Annotated in this window: 15 protein-coding genes; 5 read left to right on the top strand and 10 right to left on the bottom strand. The window is 72.0% G+C overall.

Going from position 1 to position 18474, the window contains the following annotated elements:
- Positions 1–77: 77 nt before the first annotated feature.
- The 10 genes from ACH34T_RS08600 to ACH34T_RS08555 form a co-directional block, all read right to left on the bottom strand.
- Positions 78–1496, bottom strand: coding sequence for a sensor histidine kinase (locus tag ACH34T_RS08600; protein ID WP_395991460.1), 1419 nt, complete (start codon positions 1494–1496; stop codon positions 78–80).
- A complete protein-coding gene (gene narI / locus ACH34T_RS08595) occupies positions 1477–2187 on the bottom strand; it encodes a respiratory nitrate reductase subunit gamma (protein ID WP_395991459.1) in 711 nt (236 codons plus the stop codon). Before narI ends, ACH34T_RS08600 begins: the two co-directional genes overlap by 20 nt.
- A complete protein-coding gene (gene narJ / locus ACH34T_RS08590; protein ID WP_395991458.1) occupies positions 2184–2825 on the bottom strand; it encodes a nitrate reductase molybdenum cofactor assembly chaperone in 642 nt (213 codons plus the stop codon). Before narJ ends, narI begins: the two co-directional genes overlap by 4 nt.
- Positions 2822–4459: a nitrate reductase subunit beta gene (gene narH / locus ACH34T_RS08585; protein ID WP_395991457.1), complete on the bottom strand. Its 1638-nt coding sequence runs from the start codon at positions 4457–4459 to the stop codon at positions 2822–2824. Before narH ends, narJ begins: the two co-directional genes overlap by 4 nt.
- Complete coding sequence (locus ACH34T_RS08580; RefSeq protein ID WP_395991791.1) at positions 4459–8097, bottom strand: nitrate reductase subunit alpha; 3639 nt, start codon at positions 8095–8097, stop codon at positions 4459–4461. The genes narH and ACH34T_RS08580 overlap by 1 nt, the downstream gene beginning before the upstream one ends.
- Positions 8098–8598: 501 nt before the next feature.
- A complete protein-coding gene (locus ACH34T_RS08575) occupies positions 8599–9141 on the bottom strand; it encodes a hypothetical protein (protein WP_395991456.1) in 543 nt (180 codons plus the stop codon).
- 28 nt (positions 9142–9169) lie between these two features.
- Positions 9170–10840, bottom strand: a complete 1671-nt coding sequence (locus ACH34T_RS08570) for an acetolactate synthase large subunit (RefSeq protein WP_395991455.1) — start codon at positions 10838–10840, stop codon at positions 9170–9172.
- Between the two features lie 139 nt (positions 10841–10979).
- A complete protein-coding gene (locus ACH34T_RS08565) occupies positions 10980–12149 on the bottom strand; it encodes an LLM class flavin-dependent oxidoreductase (RefSeq protein ID WP_395991454.1) in 1170 nt (389 codons plus the stop codon).
- 106 nt (positions 12150–12255) lie between these two features.
- A complete protein-coding gene (locus ACH34T_RS08560; protein ID WP_395991453.1) occupies positions 12256–12456 on the bottom strand; it encodes a DUF397 domain-containing protein in 201 nt (66 codons plus the stop codon).
- Entirely contained in the window at positions 12453–13298 is an 846-nt protein-coding gene (locus ACH34T_RS08555; RefSeq protein ID WP_395991452.1) for a helix-turn-helix domain-containing protein, read from the bottom strand. Before ACH34T_RS08555 ends, ACH34T_RS08560 begins: the two co-directional genes overlap by 4 nt.
- A 195-nt stretch (positions 13299–13493) precedes the next feature.
- Here ACH34T_RS08555 and ACH34T_RS08550 point away from each other — a divergent pair, with 195 nt between their 5' ends.
- The 5 genes from ACH34T_RS08550 to cbiE all read left to right on the top strand — a co-directional run bounded on the left by ACH34T_RS08550 (position 13494) and on the right by cbiE (position 18337).
- Positions 13494–14108, top strand: coding sequence for an ATP-binding protein (locus ACH34T_RS08550; protein WP_395991451.1), 615 nt, complete (start codon positions 13494–13496; stop codon positions 14106–14108).
- 106 nt (positions 14109–14214) lie between these two features.
- Positions 14215–15693 carry a cobyrinate a,c-diamide synthase gene (locus ACH34T_RS08545; protein WP_395991450.1) on the top strand — a complete coding sequence of 493 codons (1479 nt, stop codon included), beginning with the start codon at positions 14215–14217 and terminating at the stop codon, positions 15691–15693.
- On the top strand, positions 15690–16412 hold the full coding sequence (locus ACH34T_RS08540; RefSeq protein WP_395991449.1) for a GNAT family N-acetyltransferase: 723 nt from the start codon (positions 15690–15692) through the stop codon (positions 16410–16412). The genes ACH34T_RS08545 and ACH34T_RS08540 overlap by 4 nt, the downstream gene beginning before the upstream one ends.
- Positions 16409–16939 carry a hypothetical protein gene (locus ACH34T_RS08535; RefSeq protein WP_395991448.1) on the top strand — a complete coding sequence of 177 codons (531 nt, stop codon included), beginning with the start codon at positions 16409–16411 and terminating at the stop codon, positions 16937–16939. The genes ACH34T_RS08540 and ACH34T_RS08535 overlap by 4 nt, the downstream gene beginning before the upstream one ends.
- Positions 16940–16957: 18 nt before the next feature.
- A complete protein-coding gene (gene cbiE / locus ACH34T_RS08530; RefSeq protein ID WP_395991447.1) occupies positions 16958–18337 on the top strand; it encodes a precorrin-6y C5,15-methyltransferase (decarboxylating) subunit CbiE in 1380 nt (459 codons plus the stop codon).
- Positions 18338–18474 lie beyond the last annotated feature (137 nt).

The following is an 18474-nucleotide window of genomic DNA, read 5'->3' as shown; positions in this document are numbered from 1 at the left end:
GCTACGACCCGCCCTCCTCACCCGCCTCCGCGTCGGGCGTCTCCGCGTCGGGCGTCTCCGCGTCGGGTGCCTCCGTGTCAGGCGCCGCGGACGTCGCGGTGGCCGGACAGCGCGGCGGGGTGCTCGCCGAGCCCGGACCCGGACGAATCGGCGCCGAGAACGGCCGTCCCGAGGGTGGCGGCCGTGTCGAGGGCGGCCGGGAGCACGAGGGTGAACACCGTGGGGCCGAAGCCGGAGAGGTGGAGGTCCCCGCCTTCGGCGCGGGCGAGTGACCGCGCCAGCGCGAGGCCGATCCGGTGCCGCGGACCGACGTCGCCGTCCGGGTCGCCGCCGTCCGGGTCGCCGCCGTCCGGGTGACTGCCGTCCGGGTCGTCGCTGCCCGGGCTGGGGCCGTCCGGGGCCTCGGTGGGGTGGACGCGCCGGAACACGTCGTCGTCCGGATCGGGGCCCGTGCCCTCGTCCATGACGTCGACGGCGACGCCGGGATCGGCGCGGCGCGCCGTGACGGTGATCGTCCCGGCGCCGTGCGCGAGGGCGTTGTCGATCAGCACGTCCATGATCTGGATCAGGGCGGCGGGGGAGGCGTGGACCGGCGGCAGCGGCCGGTGGACGGCCACGGCGAACCGCCGCCCGGCGGACGTGACGTCCGGGTCGCGGCGCCGGTGCGCCTCGTGCACGAGGTCCGCCGGGTCGAGGCGCTCCCGCGCGTGCGCGTCCCGGGCGAGGCGCAGCAGGTCCTCGACCGTGTCGGCGAGCGACCAGCCGCGGTCGAGCGCCGTCCGGATCGCCGCACGCGGGTCGCCGGGCCGCCGCGCCGCCGCTTCGAGGCCGAGCAGGAGCCGGGTGAGGGGCGTGCGGAGCTGGTGGGCGACGTCGCTGCTGAAGGCGCGTTCCCGTCCCAGGGCCTCTTCGAGGTGCCGCGCCGTGTCGTCCGCGAGGCCGCGGATCGGCTGCGCGGTCCGTCCGGCCAGGAGGCGGGCCGCGGCCACCGACAGCAGGAGCAGGACGATCGCGACGCTCGCGATCAGCGCCCAGGCCCGTTCGGTTTGATGGCGGACCCGGGCGGACGGCACGCCGACCCGCACCACGGTGATCGCACCCTCCGGATGCAGCAGCGGGGCGGTCGCGGTGAGCTGGCCGTCCTCGACGGTGTCGTGCATGCGGCCGTCCCGGCACAGCGACGCCGCGCCGGAGACCGGGGGGCCGTGGCCGACGAGGAGGCGGCCGTTCGGGCCGTACAGCCCGACGACCGCGGGGGCGGCGTGGACATGGACGTCCGCGCCGGCGTCCGGACGCGTCGTCTGCATGGCCCGCGCGAAATGGTCCAGCTCCGTGACCGCCTCGTCGTGGTAGAAGCGCTGGACGGCGAACGTCAGCGGGACGGCGCAGACGAGCACCGTCAACGCGGTGATGCCGACCACCAGCCCGACCAGGTGGCGGGGCAGCGGCGCGCCCGTGCCGGCGGGCGGCCGCCGGTCAGGCCCTCTGGCGTCCATCGCGACCATGGGCGCCGCCCCGCGACCGGTACACGATGTACGGGCGCACCAGATAGCCGACCGGGGCGGCGAACGCGTGCATGAGGCGGCTGAACGGCCACAGCGCGAACAGCGCCATCCCGGCCAGCGTGTGCACCTGGAACAGCACCGGCGCGTCGCCCATGGCGTCGACGTTCGGGTCGAGCGCGAACAGGCTGCGGAACCAGACCGAGACCCCCAGCCGGTAGTCGTAGTCGCCCGACGTCCCGCCCACGAACGTGGCCGCCAGCCCCGCGGTCAGCACCACCGCCAGGACCGGGTACAGGACGCGGTCGCTGCGCAGCGACGAGCCGCGCACGGCCGGAGTGCGCAGCCGCCGCCAGATCAGGACGGCCAGCCCGGCGACCGCCGCCAGCCCCGCGGCCCCTCCCACCGCAAGCGCGTTGGCGCGGTAGACGGGCTCGGAGACGTGCAGCCGTTCGGTGAGCCCCTCGGGGACGACCAGCCCGATCACATGACCCGCGATGACCATCAGCAGGCCGAGATGGAAGACGGGCCCGGCGACCTTCAGCAGCCGGCTCTCGTGGAGCTGGCTGGAGCGGGTGGTGACGCCGAACCGGTCGTAGTGGTAGCGCCAGGCGCAGCCCAGCGTGAACAGCGCCAGGACCAGGTACGGCAGCACCCCCCACAGCGCGATGTGCAGATGCCTCAACGTCGTGATCCTTCCCGTGGGGAGCGGGCGGCGTCGAAGCCGCTCTCCGCGCCGAAGCCGGTCTCCAGGCCGACCGCCTCGGCCGGGGGGCCGGTGCGGGCGAGCCTCCTGGCGTCCCTGCGGTCCTGCGGGCTCGACCCTGGGAGGACGCCGCACACGGCGCGCGGGACGGCCTCGTACGCGCTGCCGAAGTCGTCGAGCGCGAGCTGGAGCAGGTCGAGCCCGGCGCGATGCCCGGCGAGCAGCGGGGTACCCGCGTCCGGGACGCGGGCGGCGAACTCCAGCATGACCGGCAGGAAGTCCGGCAGCTCACCGTCGTCGCCGAGGACGAACCCGTTCCGGCGGTAGAGGGCCTTCAGCTCCGCGAGGCGGGCGCCGCGCGCGCGGGTGTCGCCGTCGGTGTAGTAGGTCATGTACAGGGTTCGGCGGCGGCTGCGGTCGAAGGTCGCGACGTACCGTTCGCCGAGTCGCAGGGGCGGGACGTCCGCCACGTCCTCGCAGAACCGCCTGAGGGTCGCCGCCTGCGGGCCCTGCGCGCCGGCCAGCGATCCGGCGACCAGGGACAGGGTCTCGGGCCAGCGCTCGTCCGGGTACGTGAGCAGCAGCGAGGCGGCCTGGCAGATGAGCCGGACGCTCACGCCTCCTCCCCGGCGCTCCCGGCGTGCCCGGCGCTGCCGGCGTGTCCGGCGCGTGGCGGGAACAGGCCCGCGGGACGGCCCCGTCCGCTCCAGTTGAGCAGGTTGACGCGGCGCGGCGCGGAAGCCGGCCCGGGCGGCGGACGGCCCTCCAGCATCCCCGGACCGCCCGGCCCGTCCAGGCTGCACTCGTGCACGGCGTCGCCGTCACCGGCGGCGGACGAGGCGGAGTACGCGGTCGGGATCACGTAGCGGTCCTCGTACTTGGCGAGCGCGAGCAGCCGGTACATCCGCTCGATCTCCGCGGGCTCCATGCCGACGCTCTTCGCGATGCCCGGGTCCTCGTCCTCGCCGAGGTTCGCGCGGCGCATGTGGGAGCGCATCGCCGCCAGCTTGCGCAGCGTGTCGCGCACCGGCCCGGGGTCGCCCGCAGTGAACAGCTCCGCCAGGTAGGACACCGGGATCCGCAGCGCGTCGATGGCGCCGAACAGGTTGCCGGCGTCCTCGCCGTCGTTGCCGGTGCCGGCGAGCGCGTCCACGATCGGGGAGAGCGGCGGGATGTACCAGACCATGGGCATGGTGCGGTACTCCGGATGCAGCGGCAGCGCGACGCGGTACCGGCTGATCAGCGCGTGGACTGGCGACCGCCGCGCGGCGGTCACCCACTCGTGCGGGACGCCTGACGCCTCCGCCGCCGCAGCGACGTCCGGGTCGTCCGGGTCGAGGAAGCAGCCGAGCTGCGCCGGATAGAGGTCGTGCTCGTCCTCGACGGAGGCCGCCTCGCCGACGCGGTCGGGGTCGTACAGGACGACTCCGAGGTAGCGCAGTCGCCCGACGCACGTCTCCGAGCAGATCGTCGGCTCGCCCGCCTCGATCCGCGGGTAGCACATCGTGCACTTCTCGGCCTTGCCGGTGCGATGGTTGAAGTAGACCTTCTTGTACGGGCAGCCGGACACGCACATCCGCCAGCCCCGGCACCGGTCCTGGTCGACGAGGACGATGCCGTCCTCCAGCCGCTTGTACAACGCGCCGGACGGGCACGCCGCCACACACGACGGGTTGAGGCAGTGCTCGCAGATCCGCGGCAGGTAGAACATGAACGAGTTCTCGTAGTCCAGCCGCACGTCGTCGCCGACCTTGCGGAGCACCGGGTCGGCGGCGAGCTGCCCGGGGCCGCCGCCGAGATCGTCGTCCCAGTTCGGGCCCCAGGTGACGGCCGTCGGACGCCCGTCGACGAGCGAGCGCGGCGGGGCGGTCGGGACGTCGTCGCCGAGCGGCGCGGTGGTGAGCGTCTCGTAGTCGTACGTCCAGGGCTGGTAGTAGTCGTCCAGTTCCGGCAGGTCGGGGTTGGCGAAGATCCGGGCCAGCCGCGAGAACCGTCCGCCCGCGCGCGGGACGAGCCGTCCGCGCCTGAGCCGCCAGCCGCCGCGCCAGGCGTCCTGGTCCTCGTAGCCGCGCGGATACCCCTGGCCGGGTCGCGTCTCGACGTTGTTGAACCACGCGTACTCGGTGCCGGCGCGGTTCGTCCACGTCTGCTTGCAGGTGACGGAGCAGGTGTGGCAGCCGATGCACTTGTCGAGGTTCATGACCATGGCGATCTGCGCCAGCACGCGGCGGGGGGCGGGCGGGGCGGGCATCAGTAGCGGACCTCCTGGGAGCGGCGGCGGACCACCGTGACCGCGTCGCGCTGGTTGCCGGTGGGGCCGTAGTAGTTGGGAGCGAACGACAGCTGGGCGTAGCCGCCGATGAGGTGCGTGGGTTTGACGAGCAGCTTCGTCAGCGCGTTGTGGACGCCGCCCCTGCGCCCGGTGGACTCCGCCTTCGGCACGTTCACCAGGCGTTCCTGCACGTGGTACATGAAGACCGCGCCGCGCGGGATGCGGTGGGAGACGATCGCGCGGGCGACGACGACGCCGTTGGCGTTCTGGGCCTCGATCCAGTCGTTGTCGGCGACGCCGATCGCGTCGGCGTCCTGCACGCTCATCCAGATCACGGGCCCGCCGCGCGCGAGCGTCTGCATCAGCAGGTTCTCCTGGTACTCCGAGTGGATCGACCACTTGGAGTGCGGCGTGATGTACCGCACCGTGACCTGCCTCCCGTCGCCGGGCACCGCGTCCGGACGGGCGGGGTCGCTCTCGCCGAGCGCGGCGAGGTCGAGGGGCGGACGGTAGATCGGGAGCTGCTCGCCGTACTCGATGATCCAGTCGTGGTCGAGGAAGAAGTGCTGGCGTCCGGTCAGGGTGTGCCACGGCTTGCGGTGCTCGGTGTTCACAGTGAACGGCGAGTAGCGGCGGTCGGGGGCCTCCTTGCCCGACCACTCGAAACTGGTCCCGACCTGGACGGGCCGGTCCTGGGTGTCGGAGAAAACGATCCGCCGCTCGGCGACCGAGGCGGCCAGCTCGGCCAGCCCGGAGGCGGGCCCGCACCGCGCGTCGAGCTCCCGCAGCCCCTCGGCGGCGATCCGTCCGTTGCAGGTGCCCGACAGGGCGAGAACGGCCTCGCACAGCTTCACGTCGGTGTCCAGCAGGGGGCGTCCGCGTGCGGGCCCTCCTTCGGCGACGCCGCAGCGGGCGGCCAGCCAGTCGTCCTCCGGACCCGTCCTGACCCGGACGCCCTTGACGGTCATCCCCACCTCGCGGGGCAGGGGCCCGAGCGCGGCGAGCCGGTCGGCGACGGCGGTGTAGTCGCGCTCGACCAGCGTGATCGACGGGAAGTCGGCCCCCGGCACGGGCCGCCCGCCCTCGCTCGGGACGCGTCCGCCGGGCTGGGCGGTCTCCGTGGGCGTGTCGTGCTGCAGCGCGGTCGCGACCAGGTCGTGGACGGTGTCGAGCCGTCCGCGGGCCAGCTCGCTCAGCCGCCGCGCCAGCGCGTGGAAGATCTCGAAGTCGGTGCGGGCCTGCCAGGGCGGCGCGATCGCGGGCGAGAACGCGTGCACGTACGGATGCATGTCCGTGCTGGACAGGTCGTGCTTCTCGTACCAGGTCGCCGCCGGGAGCACCAGGTCGGCGAACAGCGTCGTCGACGTCATCCGGAAGTCCAGCGCCATCAGCAGGTCGAGCTTGCCGCGGGGCGCCTCGTCCCGCCACGCCACGTCGCGCGGACGGCGTCCCGGCGCGGCCTCGTCGGCGCCGACCGCGTCCTGCGCGCCCAGCAGATGCCGCAGGAAGTACTCGTTGCCCTTGGCCGAGGACCCGATCAGGTTGGCCCGCCAGACCGTCAGCACGCGTGGCCAGTTCTCCGGGGCGTCGGGGTCTTCGCAGGCGAAGCCGAGCCGTCCGTCCGCGACCTGCCCGGCGACCCATTCCGCCGGGTCGCCGCCGTCCGCCCGCGCGCCGCGTCCGAGATCCAGCGGGTTGGCGGCGAACGTCGGGTAGGACGGCATCCAGCCCAGCCGCGCCGACTCCGCCACCAGGTCGGCGGTGTGGCGTCCGGCGAACAGCCCCGTTCCCGTCGCGGACGACAGCGCGTCCGCCGCGAAGCTCTCATACCGCCACTGGTCCGTGTGGACGTACCAGTACGGCGTCCCCGCCATCTGCCGGGACGGACGCTCCCAGTCGGCGGCCGTGGCCAGCTGCTGCCATCCGGCGAGCGGACGCACCTTCTCCTGCCCGACGTAGTGGGCCCAGCCGCCGCCGTTCACCCCCTGGCAGCCGGTGAGCAGCAGCAACGACAGGAACGACCGGTAGATCGTGTCGGAGTGGAACCAGTGGTTGGTGCCCGCACCCATCACGATCATCGACCGGCCGCGGGTGCGTTCGGCGTTGGACGCGAACTCCCGCGCGATCGACGCGACCCGCTCCGCCGGGACGCCCGTGATGCGCTCCTGCCAGGCGGGCGTGCAGGGGAACCGCGGGTCGTCGTACCCCTCCGGCCACTCACCGGGCAGCCCCGGACGTTCCACGCCGTACTGGGCGAGCAGCAGATCGAACACCGTCGTGACCGTCAGCCCGCCGACCCGCCGCACCGGAACCCCGCGACGAACCGTCCCCGTCCCGTCCAGATCGTCGAACCGGGGCAGGACGACCTCAGCGCACTCATCGCCCTCATGGAGGCTCAGCAGCGGGTCCACGTCGCCCAGATCCAGATTCCAGCGTCCCCGGCCCTCCGCGGCCCAGCGGTCGGCCAGCGTCCCGCCCGGTGCGACGGGCGAACCCGTGCGCGCGTCCACCAGGACCGGCTGCCAGCGCCGCTGCTCCGGAGCGGCCTCCGTCTCCAGGCCGAGCGCGGCGGCCGTCACGAACTTGCCGGGCGCGAATCCGCCGTCCGGGAGTTCCCGCAGTTCCACCAGGAACGGCAGGTCGGTGAACTTCTTGATGTAGCCGGCGAAATAGGGCGTCGTGCGTTCGACGAAGTGCTCGCGCAAGATCACGTGGCCCATCGCCATGGCCAGCGCGCCATCGGTTCCCGGATGCGGGTGCAGCCATTCGTCGGCGAACTTGGTCGCGTCCGAGTAGTCCGGCGAGACGACCACGACCTTCTGCCCGCGATAACGCGCCTCGGTCATCCAATGCGCGTCCGGAGTGCGCGTCACCGGGACGTTGGAGCCCCACAGCATCAGATATCCGGCGTCCCACCAGTCCGCCGATTCCGGGACGTCGGTCTGGTCGCCGAACACCTGCGGCGAGGCGATCGGAAGGTCGGCGTACCAGTCGTAGAAGGACAGCATCGGCGCGCCGATGAGCGCCATGAACCGCGCCCCCACCGCGTGCGAGGCCATCGACATGGCGGGGATGGGCGAAAAGCCCGCCACCCGGTCCGGCCCGTAGGTCATGATCGTGTGGACGTGCGCGGCGGCGGCGATCTCCAGCGCCTCGTCCCACCCGATCCGCACGAGCCCGCCGCGCCCCCGCGCCGACTGGTACTCGCGGCGCCGTTCCGGATCCGCCGTGATCTCCGCCCACGCCGCCACCGGATCGTCCAGGCGGCGCCTGGCCTCCCGGTACATCTCGACCAGCACGCCTCGCGCGTGCGGGTAGCGGATTCGCGTGGGCGAATAGGTGTACCAGGAGAAGGACGCGCCACGCGGGCATCCGCGCGGCTCGTACTCCGGACGGTCGGGACCCACGCTCGGGTAGTCCGTCTGCTGCGTCTCCCAGGTGATCAGCCCGTCCTTGACGTACACCTTCCAGGAACACGACCCGGTGCAGTTCACGCCATGGGTGGAGCGCACCACCCGGTCATGCGCCCACCGTTCCCGGTACGGCGCGTCATTGACCTTCTGGTCGTCGCGGTACACGGTCCGGAGGTCCGCCGAGACGCCCGTGGGCCGCAGCATCCGCCCCGCCTCCAGCAACCGCGCTTCGGCGACGGCCGCCACCCGTTCGGCGCGCTTGCGATTTCCACCAAAGACCACGGCATGCCCCTTTGTGAAATCTCCGAAGGCAGGCGGCGTCCTGGCGGACATGTCGTCCTCAGAGCCGCCCATCGAAAAATCTCACGCGCCTTGACCGCCCAAGTCAATCTTCTTTGCCATGCCCTAATCTTCGCCGAGTGCACCGAACCGGTTCCGATTATGCGGGCGAGACATGAGCAAAAGCGGGAATCTGTCAGCTCCGAGGCCGTCCCACGGTATTTGCCACACGCACAATCCACCGCCCCAGGGCTTGCCGGAGCCGCCCGCACCCGAACACCCGGCACCCAACCAGGGTTTTGGGTCAGCAGAACCCCGCAAACCGACCACACCCCACCACCAACCGCTCCAGCCCCCCGCGGACCCCCGCCCAACCAGACCACTGTCCCTGCCGGAGCTCACGGCAGGGACAGCACGAGCCTGGATTCAGTCGAGAAGCTCTTCGACGGTGTCGATGACCGCGGCGCGCTTGACCCAGCGCTCGAGCTGCTCGATGTCGGTGCAGCCCGTGACGCGCTCGCGGACGTCGTTCGGGACGGCGATGCCGCGCCCTTCCAGCACGAGCAAGATCGCCTTCGCCTCACCCTCGGCGATGTGGGACTTGGCCCAGTCCGACTGCCACTCGTAGTTCTTGATGTCCACCGTGTCCTCCATCAGCTTGCGAGCGGCGTCAGAGAGCCGGGCCCTCAGGTAGTCATGGTACAGACGGCTGGTGTCGCGGTTGAGGTCGGCGAGGCCGATGGTCACGCTGTTCAGGACGGCTTCGGCGTCCGGACCGTCGGCGTGGACGGGGGCGCCCAGGACGGCGAGTTCGGGAAGCCGGCGCGCCTCGTCAGGGTCGGTGATGGGCGGCAGCATCCCCGGGTGGAAGGTCAGCGGCACCAGCACCCACTTGGGGTGTCCCATGCCGATGGGGGCGGCACAGGCGCGAGCGGTGGCCTGGTCGGGGCAGAAGACCAGCAGGGTCATCGGGCACTTGTGGCCATTCTCGAACTGGTCAGAATGGGTCGGTGAGTTCGCCCAGCTTGTCCGTTAGCTGGAGGTTGTGGGAGTAGTCGACGGGGACGGTGATGACGGAGACCGCGTCGTCGGCCAGGGCCTTGCGGAGGGTCGGGAGCAGGTCGTCGGCGGACTCGACGCGGTAGCCGCGGGCGCCGAAGCTCTCCGCGTACTTCACGAAGTCGGGGTTGCCGAACTTGATGTTGGAGCTGGTGCCGAGGTCCAGGTCCATCTTCCACTCGATCAGGCCGTAGGCGGAGTCGTCCCAGATCAGGACAGTGATCGGGACGTTCTCGCGGACGGCAGTCTCCAGCTCCTGCGAGTTCATCAGGAACGCGCCGTCGCCGGTGGCGGCGAGGACCCTGCGGTCCGGGTGGGCGAGCTTCGCGGCGATCGCGCCCGGGACGGCGAACCCCATCGACGACAACCCGTTGGAGACGAGCAGGGTGTTCGGCTCGTACGTCGGGTACATGCGGGCCATCCACATCTTCACCGCGCCGGTGTCGGCGAGGACGATGTCGCCGCGGCCCATGGCGGCGCGGACGTCGGAGACGATGCGGCGCGGCGACAGCGGATGCCCGCCCTCGGTGGCGCCCTCGGCCAGCTCCTCGCGGATCATCTCGCGAATCTTCCGGCCAGTACCGTTGACGTCGAAGCGGCGGTGGACGGAGTCGGCCAGCGCGCGGAGCGTCCGGGAGATGTCGCCCTGGACGCCGACCTCGACCGGGTAGTGGTCGTCCACCTCGGCGGGGAACTGGTGGATATGGATGATCTTCTTGTCGGCCTTTGGGTTGATCTTGACGGGGTCGAACTCCTGCAGCTCGTAGCCGACGGCGATGAGGACGTCCGCCTCGTCGAAGCCGAAGTTGACGTAGTCGTGGCGCATGAACCCGACCGCGCCGAGCGCGTTGCGGTGGTCGTCCGGGAAGACGCCCTTGCCGTTGAACGTGGTCGCGACCGGCAGGCCGAGGTGCTCGGAGAAGTACAGCAGCGCTTCGCTCGCGCGGGCGCGGGTCGCGCCGTGTCCGGCCAGGACGACCGGCCGGGCGGCGAGCGCGAGCACGTCGGCGGCGCGGGCGATCTGCGACGGCGAGGGCTCCTGCGTGCGGACGACGTTGACCGGCAGCGGCTTCAGGCCTGCGGAGACCTTCGCGGCCTCGACGTCCTCCGGGATCGCCAGGTATACGGCGCCCGGACGCTCCGTCTGCGCCGTCTTGAACGCCTTGCGCACCATCTCCGGCAGCGCCTCGGCCCTTGGCGCCAGCTCCGACCACTTGGTGATCGGACGGAACAGCGACACCAGGTCGACGATCTGGTGCGACTCCTTGTAGATACGGTCCAGGCCGACCTGGGCGGAGATCGCGACGACCGGGGTGCTGTTGGTGGTCGCGTCCGCCACGCCGAGCTGCAGGTTGATCGCGCCGGGGCCGAGCGTCGCCGACGCCACGCCCGCCTTGCCGGTGAGGCGGCCGTAGATCTCCGCCATGAACGCCGCGCCCTGCTCGTGCCGGACGAGGACGTACCGGATGGACGAGTCGTTCAGCGCGTGGACGAAATGGATGTTCTCCTCGCCCGGTATGCCGAAGACGTATTCGACGCCCTCCGCCTCAAGGGCCCGGACGAGTAGCCGGGCGGCGTCCTCTTGGGCGGGGGCTTCCTGCGTGGACATCGTGTGTCCCATCTCCAGTCTGCTGATCGCTGGGTGCTGTCCGGTGCAGCACCCGTGGCCCTACCTCCATTCCGGGAGTTGATGTGCGATCGGTCTCAAAGGGCGTCTCAGGAGTGGGTGAGCTCTCTTCGAGAACGGCTCAGGAGTCGGCGAGGTTCTTGATGGCGCGGAGGGTCGGCTCGTCGCGCACGCCGGCGATCAGCACGGTGGTGACGGGGCTGTCGCGCCAGAGCTGGAGCCGCTCCTTGATCCGTCCGATGGGGCCGAGGAGGGAGACCGCGTCGGCCAGCTCGTCGGGCACGGCCCTGATCGCCTCGTCGCGGCGTCCGTCCAGGAACAGCTCCTGGACGCGGGCCGCCTGCTCCGCGTAGCCGAGCCGGCCGATCAGGTCGAGGTGGAAGTTGCGCTGCCGGGCGCCCATCCCGCCGATGTAGAACGCGACGGGGATCTTGGCGAACTCCAGCGCGGCCCGGAGGTCGTCGGTGACGATCGTGGCGACGGTGGCGGCGATCTCGAAGCCGTCCGGACGGTCCGCCAGCGACGCGCCGAACACCGCGTCGATCTGCGCCGGGTCGACGAACAGCGGCAGCCAGCCCTGCGCGATCTCGGCGGACAGCGCGACGTTCTTCGGCCCCTCCGCGCCCAGGTAGACGGGGATGTCCGCCCGGACGGGATGGACGATCGACTTCAGCGGCTTGCCGAGGCCCGAAGCGCCAAGGCCCGCGCCGCCAAGGCCCGAGGCGTCAAGGCCCGAGGCGTCAAGGCCCGAGGCGTCAAGGCCCGAGGCGTCAAGGCCCGAGGCGCCAGGGCCGGAGGCGCCGAGGTCCGTGCCGCTGGGGGCTGAGGCGCTGAGGCCCGCGCCTGCGGGGAGGGGCAATGGGTAGTGCGGGCCCGGGCTGGTCACCGGGGCCTCGCGGCGCCAGACCTGCCGGACGATGTCGATGTACTCGCGGGTGCGGGCGAGCGGCTTCGGGAACGGCTGCCCGTACCAGCCCTCGACGACCTGCGGCCCGGACGCGCCGAGCCCGAGGATCACCCGTCCGCCCGACAGCGCGTCCAGCGTCAGCGCGTGCATGGCGGTGGCGACGGGGGTGCGCGCCGAGATCTGCGCGACCGCGGTGCCGAGCTTGATCCGGGACGTGCGGGCCGCGTACCAGGTCAGCGGGGTGAAGGCGTCCGAGCCGTACGCTTCCGCGGTGAACACCGAGTCGTAGCCGCAGCGCTCGGCCGCGAGGACGGTGTCGGTCTGGTCGTCGGCGTCGCGCTGCCAGTAACCGACGTTGATGCCGAGCTTCAGGTCCGCGGTCACGGTGCACCCTCCGGATGTCGTCGCACCGCGATACTAGAACACGTTCTAGTTCCCGGAAAGGGGCGGAGGCCGCGGCGATTCGTCGCCGCGGCCTCCGGAACCGTCGCTAGACCTCCTTGATCGCGCTCAGCAGGCTCCGCCAGGCGGGCGGCGTCAGCACCAGCGCCGGGCCGGCGGGGTCCTTGGAGTCGCGGACCGCGCGAAGGGCGCTGGACAGGGGGGCCACCTCGACGCACTGGTCGCCGCTCCCGCTGTGGGACGACTTGCGCCAAGCGGCACCGGTGAGTTCGCGCTGCAGGTTGGTCACGGGCTGCTCCTTGCTGCCTCGGCTATGAGGTGCGCGGATTCCTCGGGGGACAGGGCGGCCGCCTCGATCCGATCGAAGCGATCCCTATGTTTTGCTATTGCCTCCGCACTCTCAAGGTAAACGTCGCCCATGGTGCCCTCTACGTAGGCGATATCTGGGTCAGCGGGGTCTGGATACGACAATATGGTGAATCGTCCATCGAGGCCCGCATGCTCCCTCGCCGTATACGGAAGTACCTGAATCGTGACGGATGGGCGGGTATTCACCGCGGCCACGAGAGCTTCCAATTGAGCGCGCATCACCTTCGGGCCGCCGATCGGACGGTGCAGCACCGCCTCGTCGAACACGACGTTCAGGCGCGGCGCGTCCGTCCGGTCCAGCAGCGCCTGCCGGATCTTGCGGGCGGCGATGCGGCGCTCGATGTCCTCCGGCCCCGGCAGCAGCCGGCCGGCCGTGATCACGGCCCGGGAGTATTGCTCGGTCTGCAGCAGCCCGTGCACGAGCTGCGGATCCCAGGTGCGGATGTGCGACGCCTCGTCCTCGAGCGCGACATAGCTGCCGGCGAAGACGTCCTGGTAGGCCGTCCACCAGCCGCGCTGCCCGGCCTGCCGGGCGAGGGTGATGAGCGCGTCGCGGCCGGGGCTGGGCACGCCGTAGAGATCGAGGATGTCGGCGATGTCGCCGGGTTTGGGCCGGGTCTGGCTCGTTTCGAGGCGGGAGACGGTGGCTCGCGACCAGTCGAGCCGATCCGCCACCTCCTGCAGGGTCAGGCCCTGCTCCTCTCGCAGCTTGCGCAGTTCCCGCGCCAGGCGGCGGCCACGGACGGTGGGGCGGTAGGTCATGGGAGTGGAGTCTTACCACTCTTGCCGCGCGTCACAACGCGATTGACGAACCCGGCAGGAAGGGCAGAGCAATTCAGCGAAGGCAGTTGCGCTCGTGAGATTCTCACGACACGCTTGGCTCCGTAATCACTGGGGGACCGACAGTGACGAGCGGGCCGGCCGCGCGCCCGGGCACGTAGACCGCGGGAGGAACCCGTGAAGAGCACGACAGCCGGACTGACGGCCGACACCATGGCCGACGCGATGGCCGACGGCGGCGGCGACGCCCGTGCCGCTGCGGGCAGCATGCCCGGGTGGGTCTGGGCCCTGCCGGGCGGGGCCGGATGCGCCGGCCACGCCCGCCGCGTCCTGCGCGACGCGCTCGCCTCGCTGGGCGTGTCCCGGGACGCGATCGCCGACGCGCAGCTCATGGTGAGCGAGCTGGCGACGAACGCGCACCAGCACGCAGGCGAGCACGGCCCGCACGAGCTGTGGCTGTACATCGGCGAGACGGACGCGCACGACGGCCTCACGGGCGACGGCCTCACGGGCGACGACACGGCCGGTGACGGCGCGGAAGGTGACGACGTGGGCGGCGGCGGTGTGATCGGTGAGGTGCGATGCGCGGTGTTCGACGCGCTGCCCGACGCCGCGCTCCCCGGTTACTCGTGGACGTCAGGCGACTGCGGACGCGGGCTCAGCATCGTCCGGGAGCTGTCCGGCGGACGCTGGGGCATGCGGCGGACGCGATCACGGCTCGGGCCGTCCGTCCGCGGCAAGGCCGTCTGGTTCGCCGTGCCCGGCGCCGCCGCCGGCCCCGTCCTCGGCTAGCCCCCGCCTTACCGGCCCGCCCTCGGCTGGCCTCCCCGCCTTACCGGTGCCGTCCTCGGCTGGCCTCCCCGGACCACCCGCCCGCCGGGCCCTATGCTCTGCCCACGTGGTGAACGTTCCGCGGCTCGTCGTGGCCGCGCCTTCCACGGGAAGCGGCAAGACGACCGTCGCGACGGGTCTGATGGCCGCGTTCGCCGGCCGCGGCTTGGCGGTATCCCCGCACAAGGTCGGGCCCGACTACATCGACCCCGGCTACCACGCACTGGCCACAGGACGTCCTGGACGGAACCTCGATCCATGGCTGACGTCAGAGGAACTGGTCGTCCCCTTGTTCTTGCATGGCGCGGACGGAGCCGACATCGCCGTCATCGAAGGCGTCATGGGGTTGTACGACGGCGCCGCAGGACTGGGATCGTCCGATGCGGCCGGTGGCGGCGACTACGCGTCCACCGCGCACGTCGCGACACTGCTGGACGCGCCCGTCGTCCTGGTGGTGGACGCCTCTGCTGCGGCTGGACGGTCAGTGGCCGCGCTCGTACACGGCTTCCGTTCCTACGGGACGGTGAGAGTCGGCGGCGTCATCCTCAACCGGCTCGGCTCGGACGGCCACGAACGCATGTGCCGCGACGCCGTCGAAAGCCTGGGCCTGCCTGTGCTGGGAGCGCTCCGCCATCACGATGAGGCGGCGTCGCCGTCCCGGCACCTCGGGCTGGTCCCGGCGGCCGAACGGCGGGCGGACGCGGTCGAGACCGTCCGGCGGCTGGGAGATCTGATCGCCGCGTCCTGCGACCTGGACGCGATCCTCGCCCTGGCCGGCGCGGCGCCTCCACTGGCGGCCGAGCCCTGGGACCCGGCCGAGGCCGTCGGGGTGAGGGGCGGGGTCGAGGAGAGGGGCGGGAAGGCCGTCGAGGAGGCGGGCGGGAGGGCGTCTGCCGCCGTCCAGGAGAAGGCGGCGGGATCGCCGGGGAGGGTGGCGGGACGTCCGCGGGTCGCGGTCGCCGGAGGGCCCGCGTTCACGTTCGGGTACGCGGAGAACGAGGAGCTTCTTACCGCGGCAGGCGCCGAAGTCGTCCGATTCGATCCGCTGCGGGACGAGACGCTCCCCGAACGGACGAGAGGCGTCGTCATCGGCGGAGGCTTTCCCGAGATGCACGCGGCGGAGCTTTCGTCCAATGAGCCCTTGCGCAATGAGCTGTCCGCGTTCGGTGGGGCGTCCCGTCCCGTGTACGCAGAATGCGCGGGCCTTCTCTATCTCGCGCAAGAGTTGGACGGCGCGGCCATGTGCGGCGTCTTGGACGGAGTAAAGGCCACCATGGCCTCGCGGCTGACACTGGGTTATCGTGCCGCGGTGGCGGTGGCCGACTCGGTCGTCGCCCGCGCGGGCGAACGGGTGCGCGGCCACGAGTTCCACAGCACGGTCACCGAACCCGTCCATGGGGAGACGGCGGCCTGGCAGTGGGCCGCGTCCGGTCCCGTGGGGTTCGTGCAGGGCGGCTGTGTCGCGTCCTACCTTCATCTGCATTGGGCAGGGTCGCCCTGGTTCGCGAGCAGGTTCGTCGACGCCTGCGGAGGGGAGCGCGAGTGAACGCCTTCGAGGAGAACGTCCGGCTGGAGGGCGAACGGCTCGTCGTGCGCCCCTTCTGCCTCGACGACGCGCCCGGGCTGATCGAGGTGATCCGCGCCGGGGAGGACTTTCTGCCGCCCAGTTTCCCGGGCGCGCTTGAGGCGGAGCCCATCGCCTGGTTCCTGGGCGAGGGCGTCCACAAGGTCCAGCGTTATGGCATGGCCATCCACTTGGCCGTGACCGACCGGGACACCGGCGACCTCTTCGGCACCATCGGGCTGTTCAAGGTGAACTGGGAGCACCTGACGAGCGAGGTCGGCTACGGGATGCGGCCGGCGGTGCGCGGGCGCGGCTACGCCACCGAGGCCCTCGCGCTCGTCGCCGAGTGGGCGCTGCGTACCTGCGGGCTCTTCCGCGTCGAACTGCGCGCCATGGTCTCCAATCACGCGTCCATCCGCGTCGCCGAGAAGACCGGGTTCGTGCGCGAGGGCATCGCGCGGGGCGCGGAGCGCGACGACGGCGGCGTCAACCAGGACATGATCGTCTTCAGCCGGATCGCGCCCGATCCGCCGCCGCCCGGATCGCAGGCCAGGTCGGGGGTGGGGGCCGGGGCCGCGTCGCAGGCCGGGGCGCAGGTCGAATCGTCGGCCGGATCGGGGTCCACCGGCGCGCCGCGCGGGCGGTCGGGCGGCGCCTTCGAGAGGCTCGACGCCCAGGACGAGGAGGGACGGCCCGGGTGATCGACGCGGACAGGACGCTCGTGCTCTACGGGGAGCACGCGCGCGACGCGGCCCGCCGGATGCTGCCCGGCCTGCCGGACGCGTGCTTCGTCCCGGCGGGCGCGCCCGGCGAGCCCGGCCCGACCAGGCTGAGCGCGGCGTTCGGCGCGGCGTTCGAGGAGGCGGCCGGGGACGAGCTCGCGCAGGTCGTCCTGGTCGCCGGGATGGACGAGCAGGCCCTCTTCGTCGGCGGCGTGTGGGGCACCGCGGGCGTCCTGGAGTCGATCACCCTCGACATGGGCGGGGACGTCACGCTGGCCGCCACCGTGGCCGACGCGCCGACACTGAGGGACGCCTATGACCGGTGGGAGGCCGCGGGAATGCTCGGGCCGTGCGGCAGGGAACTGTGCCGCAGGACCGCGGGGGAACTGGAACGTCTCGCCGCCGAGGCCGCCGATGCGTCCACCAGCCCGGTCGCCGCGCAGGTGGTCATGGTCGACCCGGAGGGCGAGCACATGGTCGGCATGTTCGGGCGAATGGCCCGGTAGGCAGTTGGCGGGGTAGCGATGCTGACGGTCGTCGGCCGCGACGGTTCACCGCTTAGCGAGGCGGCCCGCGCGGCTCTGGAAAGCGCTGCGCTGGTGGTCGGCGAGCCCACCCGGCTGGACGATCTGCCATTGGCGCCTGGTGCTCGAAAGGTCGCCACCGAGGATCTGGCGGAGGCGCTGCAAGGCGTAGACGTCACCGACCAGGACGTCGTGCTCGTCGTGGACGGCGACCCCGGCTACTTCGGAATCCTCCGGCTGCTGCTCGAACAGGGTCATGCCCCAGAGGTCCTGCCGTCCGTGCCCATGGTGGCGCGGGCTTTCGCCCAAGCGGGACTGCCCTGGGAGGACGCGCTGGTCGTCTCCGCCAGGGACGGACACCTCAGACAGGCCGTCAACGCATGCCGAGCCCACCCCAAGGTGGCGGTGCTGACCGGACCGGGCGCGGGGCCGGCAGAACTGGCGCGCGCGCTGTTCCCCGTAACCCCGCGGTCGTTCGTCGTCTGCGAAGACCTGGACGGGCCTGGGGAGCGCGTCGTGTACGTCCGTCCGGCGGAGGCTACGACCCGGCCGTGGAACGAGCCGGATGTGGTGCTCGTCCTGGACAACCGGCACGCACTCGGCGAATCGACCTGGATTTCGGGAGCCGCGCCCGGCCCGGCCGGATGGGCGCTGCCCGCGGAGGCCTTCGGCGATGGAGGCGACCGCCTCCGACCGGACGTTCGCGCCTTCGTCCTGGCCAAGCTCGGCCCACGGGTCGGCGACATGGTGTGGGACGTGGAGTCCGGCGACGGCTCGGTCGGCATCGAATGCGCGCGTTTCGGCGCGGCGGTCGTCGCCGTCGACCGCGACTACGCGACGTGCGAGCGGATCAGGGAGAACGTCCGCCTGCACGGCGTCAAGGTCGCGATGGCGTCCGGGGACGTGCGCTCCACGGCCGGTCACCTGCCCGAACCCGACGCGGTGTTCATCGGCCCCGGGTTCGCCGGGCCGGGCGGGCCGGACGCCGTCCGGACGTGCGCCGCCCTCCGGCCCGCCCGGCTCGTCGCCGTCGCGGCCTCAGGAGGACCGGAGCGGGACGACGCCGAGGCCGCCGCGGAGATGATGGACGCGCTGGCCGAGCACGGCTTCACCGTGGAGGCCGTCCGGCTCACAGCGACCCCGCTGAACGCGCGGCCAAAGCCATCCGACGACCACCCCGACGACTCGTCCGACGAGCCGTTGGACCAACCGTTGGGCGCGCCTCCCGGTGAGTTGTTCGGCGCGGCTGTGATCGTCGTGTGGGGTGAGCGGGACGTCCAGGCGCGGGGACGGCGCCCGGCCAAGACCGTCCGCCCCATCGAGACCATTTCCGCCCTGCCCGCCGAGCCGGACGAACCAGGTGCCAAAGGGTCGACCTAGTCCATGGCCGACATCGAGGACGTAACGCCTCGCAAGCCGTGAAACCCTGGTGTCCGTCCTGGAAGCGACGCAGGAGGCCCAGTTGACCGTCCGCCAGCCCCACCCGATCGAGGCCCGGTCGTACGAGCAACGCGCCG

The organism is Actinomadura sp. 9N215 (genome assembly GCF_044326345.1).
Taxonomy (GTDB): domain Bacteria; phylum Actinomycetota; class Actinomycetes; order Streptosporangiales; family Streptosporangiaceae; genus Spirillospora.
Note: the sequence above shows the minus strand (reverse complement) of the source record. Positions and strands in the feature narration are given on the sequence as shown.

Bases quoted from the DNA above. Each gene is read 5' to 3' on its own strand.
- ACH34T_RS08600 (WP_395991460.1), bottom strand. From the start codon at position 1,496: ATGGACGCCAGAGGGCCTGACCGGCGGCCGCCCGCCGGCACGGGCGCG.
- narH (WP_395991457.1), bottom strand. From the start codon at position 4,459: ATGCCCGCCCCGCCCGCCCCCCGCCGCGTGCTGGCGCAGATCGCCATG.
- ACH34T_RS08580 (WP_395991791.1), bottom strand. From the start codon at position 8,097: ATGCTGCGGCCCACGGGCGTCTCGGCGGACCTCCGGACCGTGTACCGC.
- ACH34T_RS08575 (WP_395991456.1), bottom strand. From the start codon at position 9,141: ATGACCCTGCTGGTCTTCTGCCCCGACCAGGCCACCGCTCGCGCCTGT.
- ACH34T_RS08570 (WP_395991455.1), bottom strand. From the start codon at position 10,840: ATGTCCACGCAGGAAGCCCCCGCCCAAGAGGACGCCGCCCGGCTACTC.
- ACH34T_RS08555 (WP_395991452.1), bottom strand. From the start codon at position 13,298: ATGACCTACCGCCCCACCGTCCGTGGCCGCCGCCTGGCGCGGGAACTG.
- cbiE (WP_395991447.1), top strand. From the start codon at position 16,958: ATGCTGACGGTCGTCGGCCGCGACGGTTCACCGCTTAGCGAGGCGGCC.